A 13,191-nucleotide genomic window follows, 5' to 3' on the forward strand; every position below is an offset into this window, starting at 1 on the left:
GGTCCGTAATATCTCCTATAGACTTATGGGCGTGAAGTTGCCTGTGAGCACGGAATGGGTCCTGCACTGCGCCACGACGCTGGCGCAGCTCGAGCCGGGGACGAGCGCGTCCACGACCCAGCTCGCCCTGTACTTCGACCTGCCCGTGCCCTACCTCGCCAAGCAGCTGAAGGCGCTCGTCAAGGCCGGGCTGCTGAGCGCCAGCACGGGGCCCCGGGGCGGGTTCCGGCTGGCACGGGCGGCTGCCGAGATCACCCTGTTGCAGGTGGTGGAGGCGGTGGACGGGACGTCGTCGCCGTACGAGTGCCGGGAGATCCGGCAGCAGGGACGGGGTGCGTTGCCGACGGAGGAGTGCCGGGCGCCGTGCGTCCTGGCCGTCAAGATGGCCGAGGCGCACCAGGCCTGGCGCCGCACCCTGGCCGCGACCACGCTGGCCGACATCCTCACCGGCATCCCCCCGACAGCCCCCGCCCGCACCCGCCACCGCCTCACGACCCTCACCTGACGCCCGACAACCCCCTTTCTCCGGTACGGCCCGCCGGGCGAGCCGAGCCATGGGACGGAGGCGCGCCGGATCCCGTGTGCCATGCGTGGGCGCGCGGGTGAGCGACGCGTGGGGCGGGATGCTCGGGGGGTGCCCGGCGCGAGGGTGGTCCGGTCGGCTGCCAGCGCGGCCGACCCGGTAGCTCCCATTAGGTGAGGAGGTCGGCGGCGTAGAGGGCGTAGACGGTGGCGCAGCGGCGCATGGCGCTCTCGTCGATGTACTCCTCGGGGCCATGGGAGACGTCCAGGCGGCCGGCGCCGTAGCCGAAGGACGGGATGCCGAGCTGGGCGTACCAGCGGATCTCCAGGATGCCCGCGCACATCTCGAACCGGGCGGGCTCTCCCGAGACCGCGGTCACCACGCGGGCCAGCGAGGCGGCGGCCGGGTGGGCGGGGTCGGTGGCGGCGGAGGGCTGGAGCTGGGTCGTCCGGACGGTGACGTCGGCGCCGATCTCACCGGCGGCGTGCTCGATCAGAGTGGTCAGGCGCTTGAGCTCGCCCTCCAGGTCCTCCTCCGGGTTGTAGCGGCCGTCGACGGTGAAGGAGGCGGAGCCGGGCACGACGTTGAAGTTGGACCCGGCCGTGGACCGGCCGCCGACCACGAGCATGGTGCCGCGCGCGTCGGCGGGGTTCATGGGGTAGGCGGTCAGCCGCCCGGCCATCTCCGTGGCGTAGTCCAGGACCGGGCGGGCCACGTGGAGCATGTGCTCGAAGGCGTTGACGCCGAGGTTCGCCTGCCCGACGTGGGCTTCGCGGCCCGCCACGTCCACGCGCAGCGAGACGGCGCCGCGGGCGGCGTTCCAGATGCCGCCGCCGCTGGGTTCGGCGGTGAGCATGGCCAGCGCGGACGGGTCGATGAGCCCGGCCTCGCGCAGGTGGCCGGAGCCGGTGACGCTGCCGGTCTCCTCGTCGCACACGAGGTGGATGACGATGCGGCCGCCGCTGAGGAGGCCGAGTTCGCGGGCGGCGGCGGCGCCGTACAGCATGCTGACGATGCCGCCCTTCATGTCGGCGGCGCCGCGGCCGATGATGCGGCCGTCGCGGCGTTCCGCGGTGAACTGGGCGCGGTCCTGGGCGGGGACGACGTCGAAGTGGCCGTGGAAGTAGAGGAGCCTGGCGCCTTCTCCGGCGGTGCCGCGCACGACGCACGGTTCCTCCAGGTCGCCGGGGGCGTCGGGGATGGGGAGGATCTCGGGGGTCAGGCCCAGGCGGGACATCTCCTCGCGCAGGATCGCGGCGCACCGGCCCAGCGCGCGGCCGGGCGGGTTCTCGGAGTCCACGGCCACCAGGCGGGTCAGCAGGGCGGCCATGTCGTCGGCGCGGGCGTCCAGCCAGTCCTGGACCTGGGCGGCGGGGTTCGTCATGATCTGTTGCCTTCCTCTGGGCATGCCGGAATCCGGGCTCAAGGCGGGGGTTCGGCGAAATTCTAGTGCGGATGGGGCCTCATATGGTTTCCATTTATGGCGCTATCGTGGCGTGATGGGCAATGAATACGTATTTGATGCCATTGATCGCGAAATATTGTTTCAACTCCAGCAGGACGGCCGGTTGAGCAACGTCGAGCTGGCCCGGCGGGTGGGGCTCACGCCGCCGCCGTGCCTGCGCCGGGTGAAGCGGCTGGAGGAGGCGGGGGTGATCAGCGGGTACCGGGCGACGGTCGACCACGAGATCCTCGGCGCCGGTCTCGAAGTGATCGTCTCGATCGAGGTGAGCGTCAGCGACCTGAAGACGCTGGAGGAGCTGGAGAGGACGATCGCGGCCTACGAGGAGGTCGTGGAGTTCCGGCGGCTGTTCGCCACACCCGACTACCACCTGCGCGTGCTCGTGGCCGACTACGCCGCCTACGAGGCGTTCCAGACCGGGAAGATCATCGGCATTCCCGGCGTCGCCCGCGTGATCTCCCAGCCCACGATGAAGAAGATCAAGGTGCTCGGATGAGCCGCCCCTCCTCCCCGGGGAGTAGGGGGATCAGGGCGGCGGCAGGGCCCTGCCCGGATGCCGCGCGCCCGCCCCCGCCGGGCACCCGGATCCGCTGCGCCCCTACCTGGACAAGGTCGTCGCCTCCGGCTCGGCCGCCGCGATCGCGGAGGTCAGGCGGCCGGGCAGGAGCACGAGGCCGGCCGCGGGGGTGGCCGAGCTCGGCGGCCCGCGCCGCGCCCCGGTCGACGGCCGGTTCCGCATCGGCAGCGTCACCAAGGTCATGACCGCCACGGTCGTGCTGCAACTCGTGGCCGAGGGCCGCCTGAAGCTGGACGACCCGCTCAGCGCCCACCTGCCGAACGTGGTGGAGGAGGCCGGGACGGTCACGATCAAGCACCTGCTCGGCCACACCAGCGGCGTGCCCGAGCACACCGGCGAGGTGATCGACGAGAACGGCATGCTCAAGGAGTGGACGGCGCGCCGCGCGACGTGACCCGGCTCAACCCCACCGTCGCGGGCGCCGCCGGCGGGGTCATGTCCACGACCGCCGACCTCAACACGTTCTTCCGGGCGCTGCTCGGCGGCAGGCTGCTGCGGCCGGGCGAACTCGCGCTGATGAAGACCGCGGGCGTCGGCGGCGGCTACGGCCTCGGGCTGGAGTTGTTCACGACCTCCTGCGGCACCGCCTACGGCCACGGCGGCGGCATCCCCGGCTACGTCACCGGGTCCTTCCACAGCGCCGACGGCGGGCGGCAGGTCACCGTCAGCGCCACCCCGTACCGGGGCGACGCGGTCCCAGCGCTTCAGGCCGTGCTGGAGAAGGGGCTGTGCGGCTAGGGGACGATCATCGTGACGCCGGGCACCGAGCCGATGGCGGCCAGCGCCTTGCCCGCGTCGGCCAGGCCGATGGTGCGGGTGACGAGCTGGTCGGGGTGCAGGATGCCGGCCCTGATCAGCTCCAGCATCCTCGGGTAGGCGTGGGCGGCCATGCCGTGGCTGCCGAGCAGCCGCAGCTCGTGCGCGATCACGCGGCCCATCGGGATCGGCGTCGCCGCGTCCGGCAGCAGGCCGACCTGGACGTGCCGTCCCCGGCGGCGCAACGACTCGACGGAGGCCGCGCACGTGGCCGGGCTGCCCAGGGCGTCGAGGGAGACGTGCGCGCCGCCCCTGGTCAGCTCCCTGACCTGGGCGGCGGCGTCACCGGCCGAGGCGTTGACGAAATGGGTGGCGCCGGCGCGTTCGGCCAGGTGGAGGGCGTCGGTGCTGATGTCCACGGCCACGACCCGGCCGCCCGCGGCGGTGGCGATCATGATCGCGGACAGGCCCACGCCGCCGCAGCCGTGCACGGCCACCCACTCGCCGGGGCGTACGTCGCCGACCTCGGTGATGGCACGGAAGGAGGTGGCGAAGCGGCAGCCGAGGCCGGCGGCCGTGGTGAAGTCCATCTCCTCCGGCACCGGGATGAGGTTGACGTCGGCGTGGTCGATGGCCACGTACTCGGCGAAGGAGCCCCAATGGGTGAAGCCGGGCTGGGTCTGCCGTTCGCACACCTGCTGGTCTCCGGCGGCGCAGGCCGTACAGGATCCACAGGCGCAGATGAACGGGACGGTCACCCGCGCGCCCTCGGACCAGCCGCGCACCAGGGAACCGGTGGCGACGACCACGCCGGCCAGCTCGTGCCCGGGTACGTGCGGGAACGCGGTGATGTCGGGGTCGTGCCCCTGCCAGCCGTGCCAGTCGCTGCGGCACAGGCCCGTCGCCTCGACCCTGATCACCGCCCCGTAGGGCGTGGGCGCTGGATCGGGGAGCTCGCGCAGGTCCAGCTCGCCGCCGAAGATGTCAAAGGCTACCGCTCGCATCTCATGAGCTTAGGGTCACCTGCCGCAACCTGCGCAAGGCCTGGTGAGAGGGGGAGCCGGGTTCGGTGGTGTAGAGGACCAGGCGCAGGTCGTCGCGGTCGGGGACGGGCAGTACCTGGCAGATCGCGTCGATGGTCCCGACGGCGCTGTGGTGGATGCGTTTGCGCTGCTCCCTGCGGACCGCCACCTCGTGCTCGTCCCACAGGGCGGCGAACTGCGGGCTGCAGGCCAGCATCTCCGCCACCAGGGCCTGGATCTCGGGGTCGCCGGGGTAGCGGCCGGCGGCCCAGCGCAGGTCGGCCACGGACGCGCGGGCGAAGCGGCCCTTCTCCTCGTCGCCGAGATGCTCGGCCAGGTCGGGGGCGCGGAAGACCCAGCGGATGACGTTGAGGTCCTCGCGCGGGTGGGAGTCGAGGTCGCCCATCAGGACGCCGGCCATCGGGTTCCAGGCGAGGATGTCGTACTTGGCGTCGAGGACGTAGGCGGGGACCTCCTCCAGGAACGCGATGAGGTGCAGGGTGCCCTCGGGCACGTCGCCGCGCCGCCGGGTGGCCTCCAGCGGTTGCCCGGCCAGGTGGAACAGGTGGGTCCGCTCGTCGGTGTTGAGCATGAGCGCCCTGGCCAGCGCGTTGAGCACCTGGCGCGAGGGGTGCGGGCCGCGGGCCTGCTCCAGCCGGATGTAGTAGTCGATCGACATGCCGGCGAGCTGGGCGACCTCCTGGCGGCGCAGCCCCGGGGTACGGCGGCGCCCGCCCTCGGGCAGGCCGGCCTCGCGCGGGGCGAGGCGGGCACGTCTGCTGCGCAGGAAGCCGGCCAGTTCTTCGCGGTTCATGTCTCTCATCGTCCGTCATCGGCCGCGAGCCAGGGTGGTACCGCCGATCCCAGTCTCGGGAGGTCTCTCCCGCCCGCGCCGCGCCGGCGCGAATCTCGACGGCATGACGACAGCTCTCATCACAGGCGCGAACAAGGGAATCGGCTTCGAGATCGCCCGGCTGCTCGGCGAGCGCGGCGTCACCGCCGTCGTCGGGGCGCGCGACGAGGAGCGCGGGCGGGCCGCCGCCGGGCGGATCGGCCAGCCGTACGTGCGGCTCGACGTCACCGACCCGGCGAGCGCGCAGGCCGCGGCGAAGTGGCTGGAGGAGGAGTACGGCACGCTGGACATCCTGGTCAACAACGCCGGCATCGTCGTGGCGCAGGAGGATCCGCGCCCGAGCGCCACCGACGCTGCGGTGCTCAGGCAGGTGTTCGAGACGAACGTGTTCGGCGTGGTCACGGTCACCAACGCCATGCTGCCGCTGCTGCGCCGCGCGCCCTGCGGCCGGATCGTGAACATGTCGAGCGAGCTCGGCTCGCTGGCCAGGGCGATCGACCCGGACGACCCGCTCTACCCGCACAACTACCTGGCCTACAACTCCTCCAAGTCCGCGCTGAACATGGTGACGATCTCCTACGCCAAGGAGCTCATGGACACCCCGATCAAGGTCAACGCCGCCAACCCCGGCTACTGCGCCACCGACCTTAACGGCCACACCGGCTTCCGCACCGCCGCGCAGGGCGCCGCCATCGCGCTGCACCTGGCGACGCTGGCCGGCGACGGGCCGAGCGGCGGCTACTTCGAGGACGCCGGTCCGGTGCCCTGGTAGGTGTGGACGCCCGCCCCCAGGACAGAAGGGAGGGATGGGACGAGACTTGGACAAGGAGCGGTTCTCCGAGGCGGAGTTCGCCCGTTTCGGAGAGCGGCTGGAAGAGCAGCTCGGCACGTTGCGCGCGCTGCTCGATAGGCCCGGCTTCGGCCAGGGCCCGACGACGCTCGGCGCCGAGCTGGAGCTCTTCCTCATCGACGAGAAGGGCCGGCCGCTGCCGCGCAACCAGGAGGTACGCACCGCCCTCGACGACCCCCGCGTGGTGCTGGAGCTGGGCAGGTACAACCTGGAGATCAACCTGACACCGGTGCCGCTGGCCGGCCGGCCGTTCTCGGCGATGGGGGCGGAGATCCAGGAGACGCTGCTGAAGGCGGACGGCGCGGTCGAGGGCGGCGGGGCCCTGCCGATCGGCATCCTGCCCACACTCGGCACCGGCGACTTCACCCGGCAGGCGATCAGCGACGAGAACCGCTACCGGGCACTGAGCAGGGGCATCAGGCGGCTGCGCGTGGAGCCGTTCCTGGTGGTCATCGACGACCTGGAGCTGCAGGTGGAGGACGTCGTCCTGGAGGCGGCCAACACCTCCTGGCAGGTGCACCTGCGCACGCCGCCCGAGCGCTTCGCCCGGTTGTTCAACGCCGCGCAGCTGGCCACCGGGCCAGTGCTGGCCGCCTGCGGGAACTCGCCGCTGTTCCTCGGCCGCACGCTCTGGGAGGAGACGCGCATCGCGCTCATGGAGGAGGCGGCCGACGACCGGGACGTGGAGCGGCGCTTCAGAAAGGACGGGCGGGTCACGTTCGGCTCCGACTGGGTGCACGAGGGGGCGTATGAGCTGTTCGAGCGGTACGTCCGCGACTACGACCCCGTCATGCCGGATATGTCGTCCGATGGGGAGCTGGCCGAGCTCCGGCTTCACCAGGGCACCGTCTGGCAGTGGAACCGCCCCGTCTACGACCCCGGCGACGGTGGCCACCTGCGGGTCGAGATGCGCGCCCTGCCCGCAGGGCCGAGCTGCGCGGACATGATCGCCAACACCGCGTTCCTGATCGGGCTCACGCTGGCCTGCGCCGAACACGACCTGACCGGCTACCGCTTCGCCGAGGCCTACCAGAACTTCTACCGGGCCGCCCAGAAGGGCCTGGACGCGCGGCTGTCCTGGCCGGGCCGCGAGTGCGAGCTGCCCGCCGCCGACCTGGTGCTCGCCCTCCTGCCCGAGGCCAGGGCCGCCCTGCTCGGGGCGGGGGTCGCGGCCGACGAGGCCGACCGGGCGCTCGCGGTGATCGAGCAGCGTGTACGGCTGCGCCGTACCGGATCGGTGTGGCAGCGCGAGGCGCTGGAACGCTATGACGGAGACGTGGAGCGGCTGGTGCGGCGCTATCGCGAGCTGGCGCTGTCCGGGCTGCCGGTGCACTTGTGGCGCTGAACGCAACTTCTGGCCCGCCCCATTCGTCAAACGGAGACAAAGGAGACGGATAAGCGAGGGGTACATGGCTACCACGGGAATGGTCCCGGCAGACGCGGCGCCCTTCGCGCTGCGGCAGGCGCCCGGCGAGCTCGCCGAGGGCGCGGCCAAGCTGGCCGGCGAGATCGGCAGCACCGGCGTCGAGGCGCTGCTCGCCCAGGCCAACAGGACGGCCGTGCGCAAGGGCGCCCCGGCGGCGCTGGGCGCGATGAGCCCGAAGCCGCACGAGTGGTACGCCTTCGACGCCAGGGACCAGGAGACCGTCGACTGGTATCCGCAGGGGCTGACCGGCGGCGAGGACTCCGGCGAGGCGGGCGTGCCGGTGTTCGCGGTCAGCTGGTACTTCAAGCCGAAGGCGCCGGTGCCCGAGCGGGGCGTCCGGGTGACGTTCCTCAGCCCGTCCACGCTGAAGTACCAGCACGTGCTGCTGGTCGAGGCGAAGCCGGACGGCTCGTACGGGCCGATCGACATCCACGCGGGCGGCATCGCCTGGTACGGCGACCTGCTCTACGTGGCCGACACCAAGCGGGGCCTGCGCGTCTTCGACCTGAACACCATGCTGGACCTGCGCACCGCGCAGAAGGACCTGGGCGACGACAAGCGCGTGGGCCGCCACGGGGGCAGGTTCCACGCCTTCGGCTATCGCTACGTCGTCCCGCAGAGCGACTTCTGGCGGCTGGCCTCGCCGAGCGGCGCGATCTTCTCGTTCGTGGCGATCGACCGCAGCGCCGGCCCCGACCTGCTGATCACCGGCGAGTACGACCCGGACGGGCCCACCGGCCGGGTGGTCCGCTACGAGCTGGCCGGCAACCGGCCGGGCCCGGCCCGCGACTGCTTCCAGATGGGCGCCGCCAAGATCCAGGGCGCGGTCTCCCAGGGCGGCACGTGGTACCTCAGCCAGGCCTTCGACGCCGACAGGAACGGCAGGCTCCTGGTCACCAACGGCGCCAAGCTGAGCGCCCGGCCCTTCCCGATCGGCCCGGAGGACCTGACCGTGCAGGGCGGCAGGCTCTGGAGCGTCACCGAGTTCAAGAACCGGCGCGTGGTCTTCGGGGTCAGTCTCTGAGGTGCTTCATCAGCACCTCGCGGTAGGACCGGTCGAAGGCGTCGTAGCGTTCGCGCAGTTCGGCGCCCGGCCAGCCGGCGGGCAGCAGCGCCGGTGGCAGCAGCGGGTCCTTCAGCAGGTGGCGCAGGACCGCGGCGGAGACGATGAAGCCTTCGGCCAGCCCGTCGGCCCGCTCCAGCTCCCGCTCCAGCGCGCGCGCCTCGGCCGCCCACCCGTCGAGATCCCACAGGAGGGGAGTGGGATCCCGGCGGGGGCGGCCGTCGACGAGCGTGCACTGCGCGGTGACGCTCTCCGGCCAGTCCCTGATGAGGTTGGCCGGGCGCATCCAGGTGCCCTCGCGGAGTTCGGCCAGGCGTAGCGCGCCCATCGCGTGGCGGAAGGCGGCCCGGTCGGCGGGGGCGCGCCGCTCGGCGGTCACCAGCGCGATCTCCCAGGCGCCGTCCCACATTCTGGTGTGCGGGTCGCGGCTCTCGTCCTGCCTGCCCTGCCGTTCGAGCAGGCGTTCCGACAGGGTGTAGCGGCCGTCCTGCTGGACCAGGTCGCCGGCGGCGACCATCCGGGACAGGGCCACCCGGACGGTTCCCTCGGCGATGCCGAACAGCTCGCCGATGCGCACGAGGTGTCGGGCGGCCAGGCGGGGCGGGTGGCTGCCGAGCAGCGCGCTGAGGACGGCGGACCGGGCACTGAGACTATTACGCTCTTCCATCGCGTGTTGAGTATATGTAACACTCCGAGCATGGGCCGCTATCTCATCGAACCGTTCGACAACAGTGACCGCTACGCGACCGAGCGCTACCAGGGCGCCGCCGGGCGCGACTGGTGGGCCATCGACCCCACGCTGCAGTTGCTCATGCGCCACCACCTCGGCGACGGTTACCCGTGGGCGGAGCCGTACCTGCGCAGGCTGGGCGTCGTCACGGGCGGCGTCGTGGCCGAGTGCGCGGAGGAGACCGACCGCAACCCGCCGCGGCTGGAGAAGTACGACAAGTGGGGCCGCGACGTCAGCCAGGTCGTCATGCCGCCCTCCTTCCACACCGCCCGCGCGGCGATGATGGCCGACAACTTCCTCGCGCCCGCCTTCGTGAAGGAGGCGCTCGACCACGGCGCCAGCCCGGCCGCGCTCGGCGCCGCCTGGACCTACCTGCTCAACCAGGCCGACATCGGGATGGGCTGCGCGCTCGGCACCGGCGGCGACATGGTGGTGCAACTCGCCGAGAAGTACGCGCCGGCGGACGTGCGCGACCGGGTGCGCGAGATCTTCGCCAACGGCTTCTACTCCGGCGAGGCCGCGCAGATGTTCACCGAGCGCACCGGCGGCTCCGACCTGGCCGCCCTGGAGACCACCGCCGTCCCCGACGGCGAGGCGTGGCGGCTGGACGGCTTCAAGTGGTTCGCCTCCAACGCCAACGGCTCCGCCTTCGTCGTGCTGGCCCGGCTGCCGTCGGAGGAGGTCAAGCCGTTCCTCGTCCTGTGGGAGCGGCGCGACGGCGTGCGCAACGGCGTGCGCATCCGCCGGCTCAAGGACAAGCTCGGCACCCGCTCGGTCGCCTCGGCCGAGGTCGAGTTCACCGGCGCCGAGGCGTTCCTGCTGTCCGGCTCGGGCTCCGGCTCCGGCCTCGGCACGATGATGAAGCTCACCAACGCCTCCCGGCTCGGCGTGTCCATGATGGGCGTCGGCGTGGCCCGCCGCGCGCTGGTCGAGGCCGTCTGCTACGCCCGCGCCCGCGAGGCGTTCGGCAAGCCGCTCATCGCCCAGCCGCTCATGCGCCGTAAGCTCGCCGAGCTGATCGTCGAGGTCGAGGCGGCACAGGCCATGGTCTTCGACGGCCTCATCAACCGGCTGCGGCTCGGCCCGGCCGTGATCAAGCTGCGCACCGCCAGGCTCGGCGTCACCGCCGCCAGCGACGCCATCGAGGTGCACGGCGGCAACGGCTACATCGAGCAGTGGCCCGTCGCCCGCCTGCTGCGCGACGCCCAGGTCAACCCCATCTGGGAGGGCGGCGACAACATCCTCTGCCTGGACGTACGGCGGGCGATGCTCAAGGAGCAGGCCCACCTGCCCTTCCTCGACCGGCTGCGCGGCGCCGCCACCTCGCCCCTCACCCAGGAGCGCGTCGAGGACCTCGCCAAGGCCGTCGAGGCCTGGCTCGGCGCCCCCGACGAGGCCAGGCTCTACCCACTGGCCCAGTTCATGGCCGACGTCTACGCCGCCGCGCTGCTGGAGGAGCAGGCCACGTGGGGCATCGACGACGAGCGCAAGGCGCTGGTGGCCCGCCTCTACGCCGAGGCGCACCTGGCCGAGCGCGGCCCGCTGCGCGGCCTGGACACCCCCCACGCCGACCACCTCGACACGTTGCTGGCGGGCGCCATCGCGTGATCCGTGCCGGACGAGCGGCTCCATGAGCACGTTACGGCGCCGGCGTCCCGGATGGCCTTGCTTCCCGGCGACCGGGTGGAGATGCTCAAGCTGCTGTGCGACCAGACCGCCGTGCGTGAGCGCGACGACCCCGTTCGGCGACTACGGATCACGGAGGCGAGAGCCATGAGCGTCCGAGTGGAGCGCGCGGGCCCGGTGAGCACGGTCGTGCTGTCGCGGCCGGAAGCGCGCAACGCCGTCGACAGGAAGACCGCCGACGCGCTGGTGTCGGCGTTCACCGAGTTCGAGGAGTCCGACGCGGCCGTCGCCGTGCTGTGGGGCGAGGGCGGCACGTTCTGCGCCGGCGCCGACCTCAAGCGGCTCGACAACCACGTCGGCGAGGAGGGCGAGGGCCCGATGGGGCCGACCAGGATGCGCCTGTCCAAGCCGGTGATCGCCGCGGTCGCGGGCCACGCCGTCGCGGGCGGGCTGGAGCTGGCCCTCTGGTGTGACCTGCGCGTCGCCGAGCGCGACGCGGTCTTCGGGGTCTTCTGCCGCCGCTGGGGCGTGCCGCTCATCGACGGCGGCACGGTACGGCTGCCGCGCCTGATCGGCCTGTCGCGGGCCATGGACCTGATACTCACCGGCCGCCCCGTCGAGGCGGGGGAGGCCCTGGCCATGGGCCTGGCCAACCGGGTCGTGCCCACCGGCACCGCGCGGCAGGCGGCGGAGGAACTGGCCGCCACCCTGGCCGCCTTCCCGCAGACGTGCCTGCGCGGCGACCGGCTGTCGGCTCTGGAGCAGGACGGCCTGCCCGAGCGCGAGGCCATGGTCAACGAGCTGCGCCACGGCATGATCTCCCTGGAGGACGGGCTGGCGGGGGCGGCCAGGTTCGCCTCGGGGGAGGGCCGGCACGGCCGCTTCTCCTAGCGCTGCGTCTGCGGGTTGAACTCGCCGGGCAGGGCCGGATCCAACGGCACGCCGGTCAGCTTCAGCACGTCCAGGCCGGCGATCATGTCGCTGGAGTAGATGTGGCCGGCGTAGAAGTAGGCGGCCCACGAGCCGCCGTGGTCGAAGGGCGACTTCTCCCGCTGGAAGTAGGCGATCTCCCTGGCCCGCGCCGGGTCGGTGAAGTCGATCACCGACACGCCGCCGTCGTACCAGCCCTGCACCATCATGTCCTTGCCCCGGGCCGGGACCAGCGAGCCGTTGTGCGCGCTGCACGTCTTCGGCGCGAGCTGCGGTCGGGGGATCTTGAAGTAGCCGAGCAGCTTGAGCCTGCCGTTCTCGATGGCGTAGACGCCGTTGCCGCCGAGCTGAGGGCCGGTCTTGGGGTCGCAGACCACCGACCGGCCCGCGCCGAACTCGTCGGAGAAGACCACCCGCTCGCCGTCGCGGGTGAAGACCGCCGAGTGCCAGTACCCGAAGTGCTCCGGGTCCTGGACCCGGTCGAGCACCCTCGGGTCGTACGGGTCGGTGACGTCCAGCAGCAGGCCGTCGCCGATGCAGGAGGCGGCGGCCAGCTTCTTGGCGGCGAAGACGGTGACGTCGTGGCAGCCGCCGTAGCCGAACGGCTCGGGCAGCGCGGTGCCGCCGTCGTCGAGCACCACGGGCGTGGCCGCCACCGCCGCCCTGGCCGGGTCGCCCACCGGCACCTTCACCACGGTGAGCCGGCCCTTGTTCCGCTCGCAGGCCGCGCCGGCGCCGCCGCCGAGGCGGCTGGGCGCGGAGGAGGAGTAGAGGATGACGTTCCGCGCGTCGGCCGAGACGAGCGTCGCGGTGTGGGACCCGCACGGCGTCGCCACCGCGCCGACGTACTTCGGGGCGGCCTTGTCGGTGATGTCGAAGATCCGCAGGCCCTCCCAGGTACGCCCGGAGACGCCGGGGTCGCAGCTCGCGCCGCCCATGGGCAGGTCCACCGACAGGAAGAGCAGGTTGCCGCTGACCGTCACGTCGTTCTGCGGTCCGGGGCAGTAGACCTGGCTGACGATCACGGGCCGCTCGGGCGCGGAGACGTCGTAGACGGTGAAGCCCTCGTAGTTGCCGGCGATCGCGTGGTTCCCGGTGAAGGCGAGGTCGGTGCCGATGGCGGCGGCGGTGTCGAAAGGGGGCGGGTTGTTCACCCCGGCGATGGGCCGGAGGTTGTCGCTGTGCCTGATCGTCGCGTCGTGCTTCTTCAGGATGTCCGGGTCGATCGGGGCGCCCGTGGGGGCCGGGGTGTCGGACACCACGGGCAGCGGCGCGGCGCGGAGCGGCGGCTCGCCCGCGCACCCGGACAGGCATCCGGACAACAGGACGGCGAGCGGCCCGATGAGAACACCCCGTCGCACGGTCACCCCGTT

Annotated in this window: 14 protein-coding genes and 1 pseudogene; 9 read left to right on the forward strand and 6 right to left on the reverse strand. The window is 72.4% G+C overall.

Annotation, left to right across the window (positions count from 1 at the left end; translation table 11 throughout):
- The first annotated feature begins 31 nt into the window (after positions 1–31).
- Positions 32–505: an RrF2 family transcriptional regulator gene (locus ACIBI5_RS05085; protein WP_397243301.1), complete on the forward strand. Its 474-nt coding sequence runs from the start codon at positions 32–34 to the stop codon at positions 503–505.
- Positions 506–692: 187 nt separating this feature from the next.
- Here ACIBI5_RS05085 and ACIBI5_RS05090 read toward each other — a convergent pair whose 3' ends face one another.
- The gene (locus ACIBI5_RS05090; RefSeq protein WP_397243303.1) at positions 693–1,907 is read right to left on the reverse strand and encodes a M20 family metallopeptidase; all 1,215 of its coding nucleotides are present in this window, start codon (positions 1,905–1,907) and stop codon (positions 693–695) included.
- A gap of 115 nt (positions 1,908–2,022) precedes the next feature.
- Between ACIBI5_RS05090 and ACIBI5_RS05095 the strand changes: the two genes are divergently transcribed.
- A complete protein-coding gene (locus ACIBI5_RS05095) occupies positions 2,023–2,481 on the forward strand; it encodes an Lrp/AsnC family transcriptional regulator (protein WP_397243305.1) in 459 nt (152 codons plus the stop codon).
- A gap of 102 nt (positions 2,482–2,583) precedes the next feature.
- Here the strand turns inward: ACIBI5_RS05095 and ACIBI5_RS05100 are convergent, their stop codons facing one another.
- Positions 2,584–2,745: a hypothetical protein gene (locus ACIBI5_RS05100; RefSeq protein WP_397243809.1), complete on the reverse strand. Its 162-nt coding sequence runs from the start codon at positions 2,743–2,745 to the stop codon at positions 2,584–2,586.
- Here ACIBI5_RS05100 and ACIBI5_RS05105 point away from each other — a divergent pair.
- Both ACIBI5_RS05105 and ACIBI5_RS05110 read left to right on the forward strand, forming a co-directional pair.
- Positions 2,672–2,956, forward strand: coding sequence for a serine hydrolase domain-containing protein (locus ACIBI5_RS05105; protein WP_397243307.1), 285 nt, complete (start codon positions 2,672–2,674; stop codon positions 2,954–2,956). The two genes, ACIBI5_RS05100 and ACIBI5_RS05105, sit on opposite strands and share 74 nt — an antisense overlap.
- A pseudogene (locus ACIBI5_RS05110) lies at positions 2,929–3,300 on the forward strand (serine hydrolase); the annotation flags it as partial. The gene ACIBI5_RS05105 and the pseudogene ACIBI5_RS05110, both read left to right, overlap by 28 nt.
- On the opposite strand, the gene ACIBI5_RS05115 reads toward ACIBI5_RS05110, so the two are convergent.
- Both ACIBI5_RS05115 and ACIBI5_RS05120 read right to left on the reverse strand, forming a co-directional pair.
- A complete protein-coding gene (locus ACIBI5_RS05115; RefSeq protein ID WP_397243309.1) occupies positions 3,297–4,322 on the reverse strand; it encodes a zinc-dependent alcohol dehydrogenase family protein in 1,026 nt (341 codons plus the stop codon). The pseudogene ACIBI5_RS05110 and the gene ACIBI5_RS05115 overlap by 4 nt on opposite strands.
- Position 4,323: 1 nt before the next feature.
- Complete coding sequence (locus ACIBI5_RS05120; protein WP_397243311.1) at positions 4,324–5,154, reverse strand: helix-turn-helix transcriptional regulator; 831 nt, start codon at positions 5,152–5,154, stop codon at positions 4,324–4,326.
- A gap of 103 nt (positions 5,155–5,257) precedes the next feature.
- Here ACIBI5_RS05120 and ACIBI5_RS05125 point away from each other — a divergent pair, with 103 nt between their 5' ends.
- The 3 genes from ACIBI5_RS05125 to ACIBI5_RS05135 all read left to right on the forward strand — a co-directional run bounded on the left by ACIBI5_RS05125 (position 5,258) and on the right by ACIBI5_RS05135 (position 8,493).
- Positions 5,258–5,965, forward strand: a complete 708-nt coding sequence (locus ACIBI5_RS05125) for an SDR family oxidoreductase (RefSeq protein WP_397243313.1) — start codon at positions 5,258–5,260, stop codon at positions 5,963–5,965.
- A 34-nt stretch (positions 5,966–5,999) separates the two neighbouring features.
- Positions 6,000–7,388 (forward strand): glutamate--cysteine ligase, encoded by a 1,389-nt coding sequence (locus tag ACIBI5_RS05130; RefSeq protein WP_397243315.1) that lies wholly within the window; start codon positions 6,000–6,002, stop codon positions 7,386–7,388.
- A 64-nt stretch (positions 7,389–7,452) separates the two neighbouring features.
- Positions 7,453–8,493, forward strand: coding sequence for a hypothetical protein (locus ACIBI5_RS05135; protein ID WP_397243317.1), 1,041 nt, complete (start codon positions 7,453–7,455; stop codon positions 8,491–8,493).
- Here ACIBI5_RS05135 and ACIBI5_RS05140 read toward each other — a convergent pair.
- Positions 8,483–9,199 carry a PaaX family transcriptional regulator C-terminal domain-containing protein gene (locus ACIBI5_RS05140; protein WP_397243319.1) on the reverse strand — a complete coding sequence of 239 codons (717 nt, stop codon included), beginning with the start codon at positions 9,197–9,199 and terminating at the stop codon, positions 8,483–8,485. The two genes, ACIBI5_RS05135 and ACIBI5_RS05140, sit on opposite strands and share 11 nt — an antisense overlap.
- 30 nt (positions 9,200–9,229) lie before the next feature.
- Between ACIBI5_RS05140 and ACIBI5_RS05145 the strand changes: the two genes are divergently transcribed.
- Positions 9,230–10,870 carry an acyl-CoA dehydrogenase family protein gene (locus ACIBI5_RS05145; RefSeq protein ID WP_397243321.1) on the forward strand — a complete coding sequence of 547 codons (1,641 nt, stop codon included), beginning with the start codon at positions 9,230–9,232 and terminating at the stop codon, positions 10,868–10,870.
- A gap of 51 nt (positions 10,871–10,921) precedes the next feature.
- The gene (locus ACIBI5_RS05150; protein ID WP_397243323.1) at positions 10,922–11,779 is read left to right on the forward strand and encodes a crotonase/enoyl-CoA hydratase family protein; all 858 of its coding nucleotides are present in this window, start codon (positions 10,922–10,924) and stop codon (positions 11,777–11,779) included.
- Here the strand turns inward: ACIBI5_RS05150 and ACIBI5_RS05155 are convergent.
- The gene (locus tag ACIBI5_RS05155; RefSeq protein WP_397243325.1) at positions 11,776–13,185 is read right to left on the reverse strand and encodes an LVIVD repeat-containing protein; all 1,410 of its coding nucleotides are present in this window, start codon (positions 13,183–13,185) and stop codon (positions 11,776–11,778) included. The genes ACIBI5_RS05150 and ACIBI5_RS05155 overlap by 4 nt on opposite strands.
- Positions 13,186–13,191: the final 6 nt, after the last annotated feature.

Source organism: Nonomuraea sp. NPDC050540, from assembly GCF_044457485.1.
Taxonomy (GTDB): domain Bacteria; phylum Actinomycetota; class Actinomycetes; order Streptosporangiales; family Streptosporangiaceae; genus Nonomuraea.

What these genes read in the sequence shown, in the direction of transcription:
- ACIBI5_RS05090 (WP_397243303.1), bottom strand. Translation starts at nt 1,907, where the DNA reads ATGACGAACCCCGCCGCCCAGGTCCAGGACTGGCTGGACGCCCGCGCC.
- ACIBI5_RS05095 (WP_397243305.1), top strand. Translation starts at nt 2,023, where the DNA reads ATGGGCAATGAATACGTATTTGATGCCATTGATCGCGAAATATTGTTT.
- ACIBI5_RS05100 (WP_397243809.1), bottom strand. Translation starts at nt 2,745, where the DNA reads ATGACCTTGGTGACGCTGCCGATGCGGAACCGGCCGTCGACCGGGGCG.
- ACIBI5_RS05115 (WP_397243309.1), bottom strand. Translation starts at nt 4,322, where the DNA reads ATGCGAGCGGTAGCCTTTGACATCTTCGGCGGCGAGCTGGACCTGCGC.
- ACIBI5_RS05120 (WP_397243311.1), bottom strand. Translation starts at nt 5,154, where the DNA reads ATGAACCGCGAAGAACTGGCCGGCTTCCTGCGCAGCAGACGTGCCCGC.
- ACIBI5_RS05125 (WP_397243313.1), top strand. Translation starts at nt 5,258, where the DNA reads ATGACGACAGCTCTCATCACAGGCGCGAACAAGGGAATCGGCTTCGAG.
- ACIBI5_RS05130 (WP_397243315.1), top strand. Translation starts at nt 6,000, where the DNA reads ATGGGACGAGACTTGGACAAGGAGCGGTTCTCCGAGGCGGAGTTCGCC.
- ACIBI5_RS05135 (WP_397243317.1), top strand. Translation starts at nt 7,453, where the DNA reads ATGGCTACCACGGGAATGGTCCCGGCAGACGCGGCGCCCTTCGCGCTG.
- ACIBI5_RS05140 (WP_397243319.1), bottom strand. Translation starts at nt 9,199, where the DNA reads ATGGAAGAGCGTAATAGTCTCAGTGCCCGGTCCGCCGTCCTCAGCGCG.
- ACIBI5_RS05145 (WP_397243321.1), top strand. Translation starts at nt 9,230, where the DNA reads ATGGGCCGCTATCTCATCGAACCGTTCGACAACAGTGACCGCTACGCG.
- ACIBI5_RS05150 (WP_397243323.1), top strand. Translation starts at nt 10,922, where the DNA reads ATGGCCTTGCTTCCCGGCGACCGGGTGGAGATGCTCAAGCTGCTGTGC.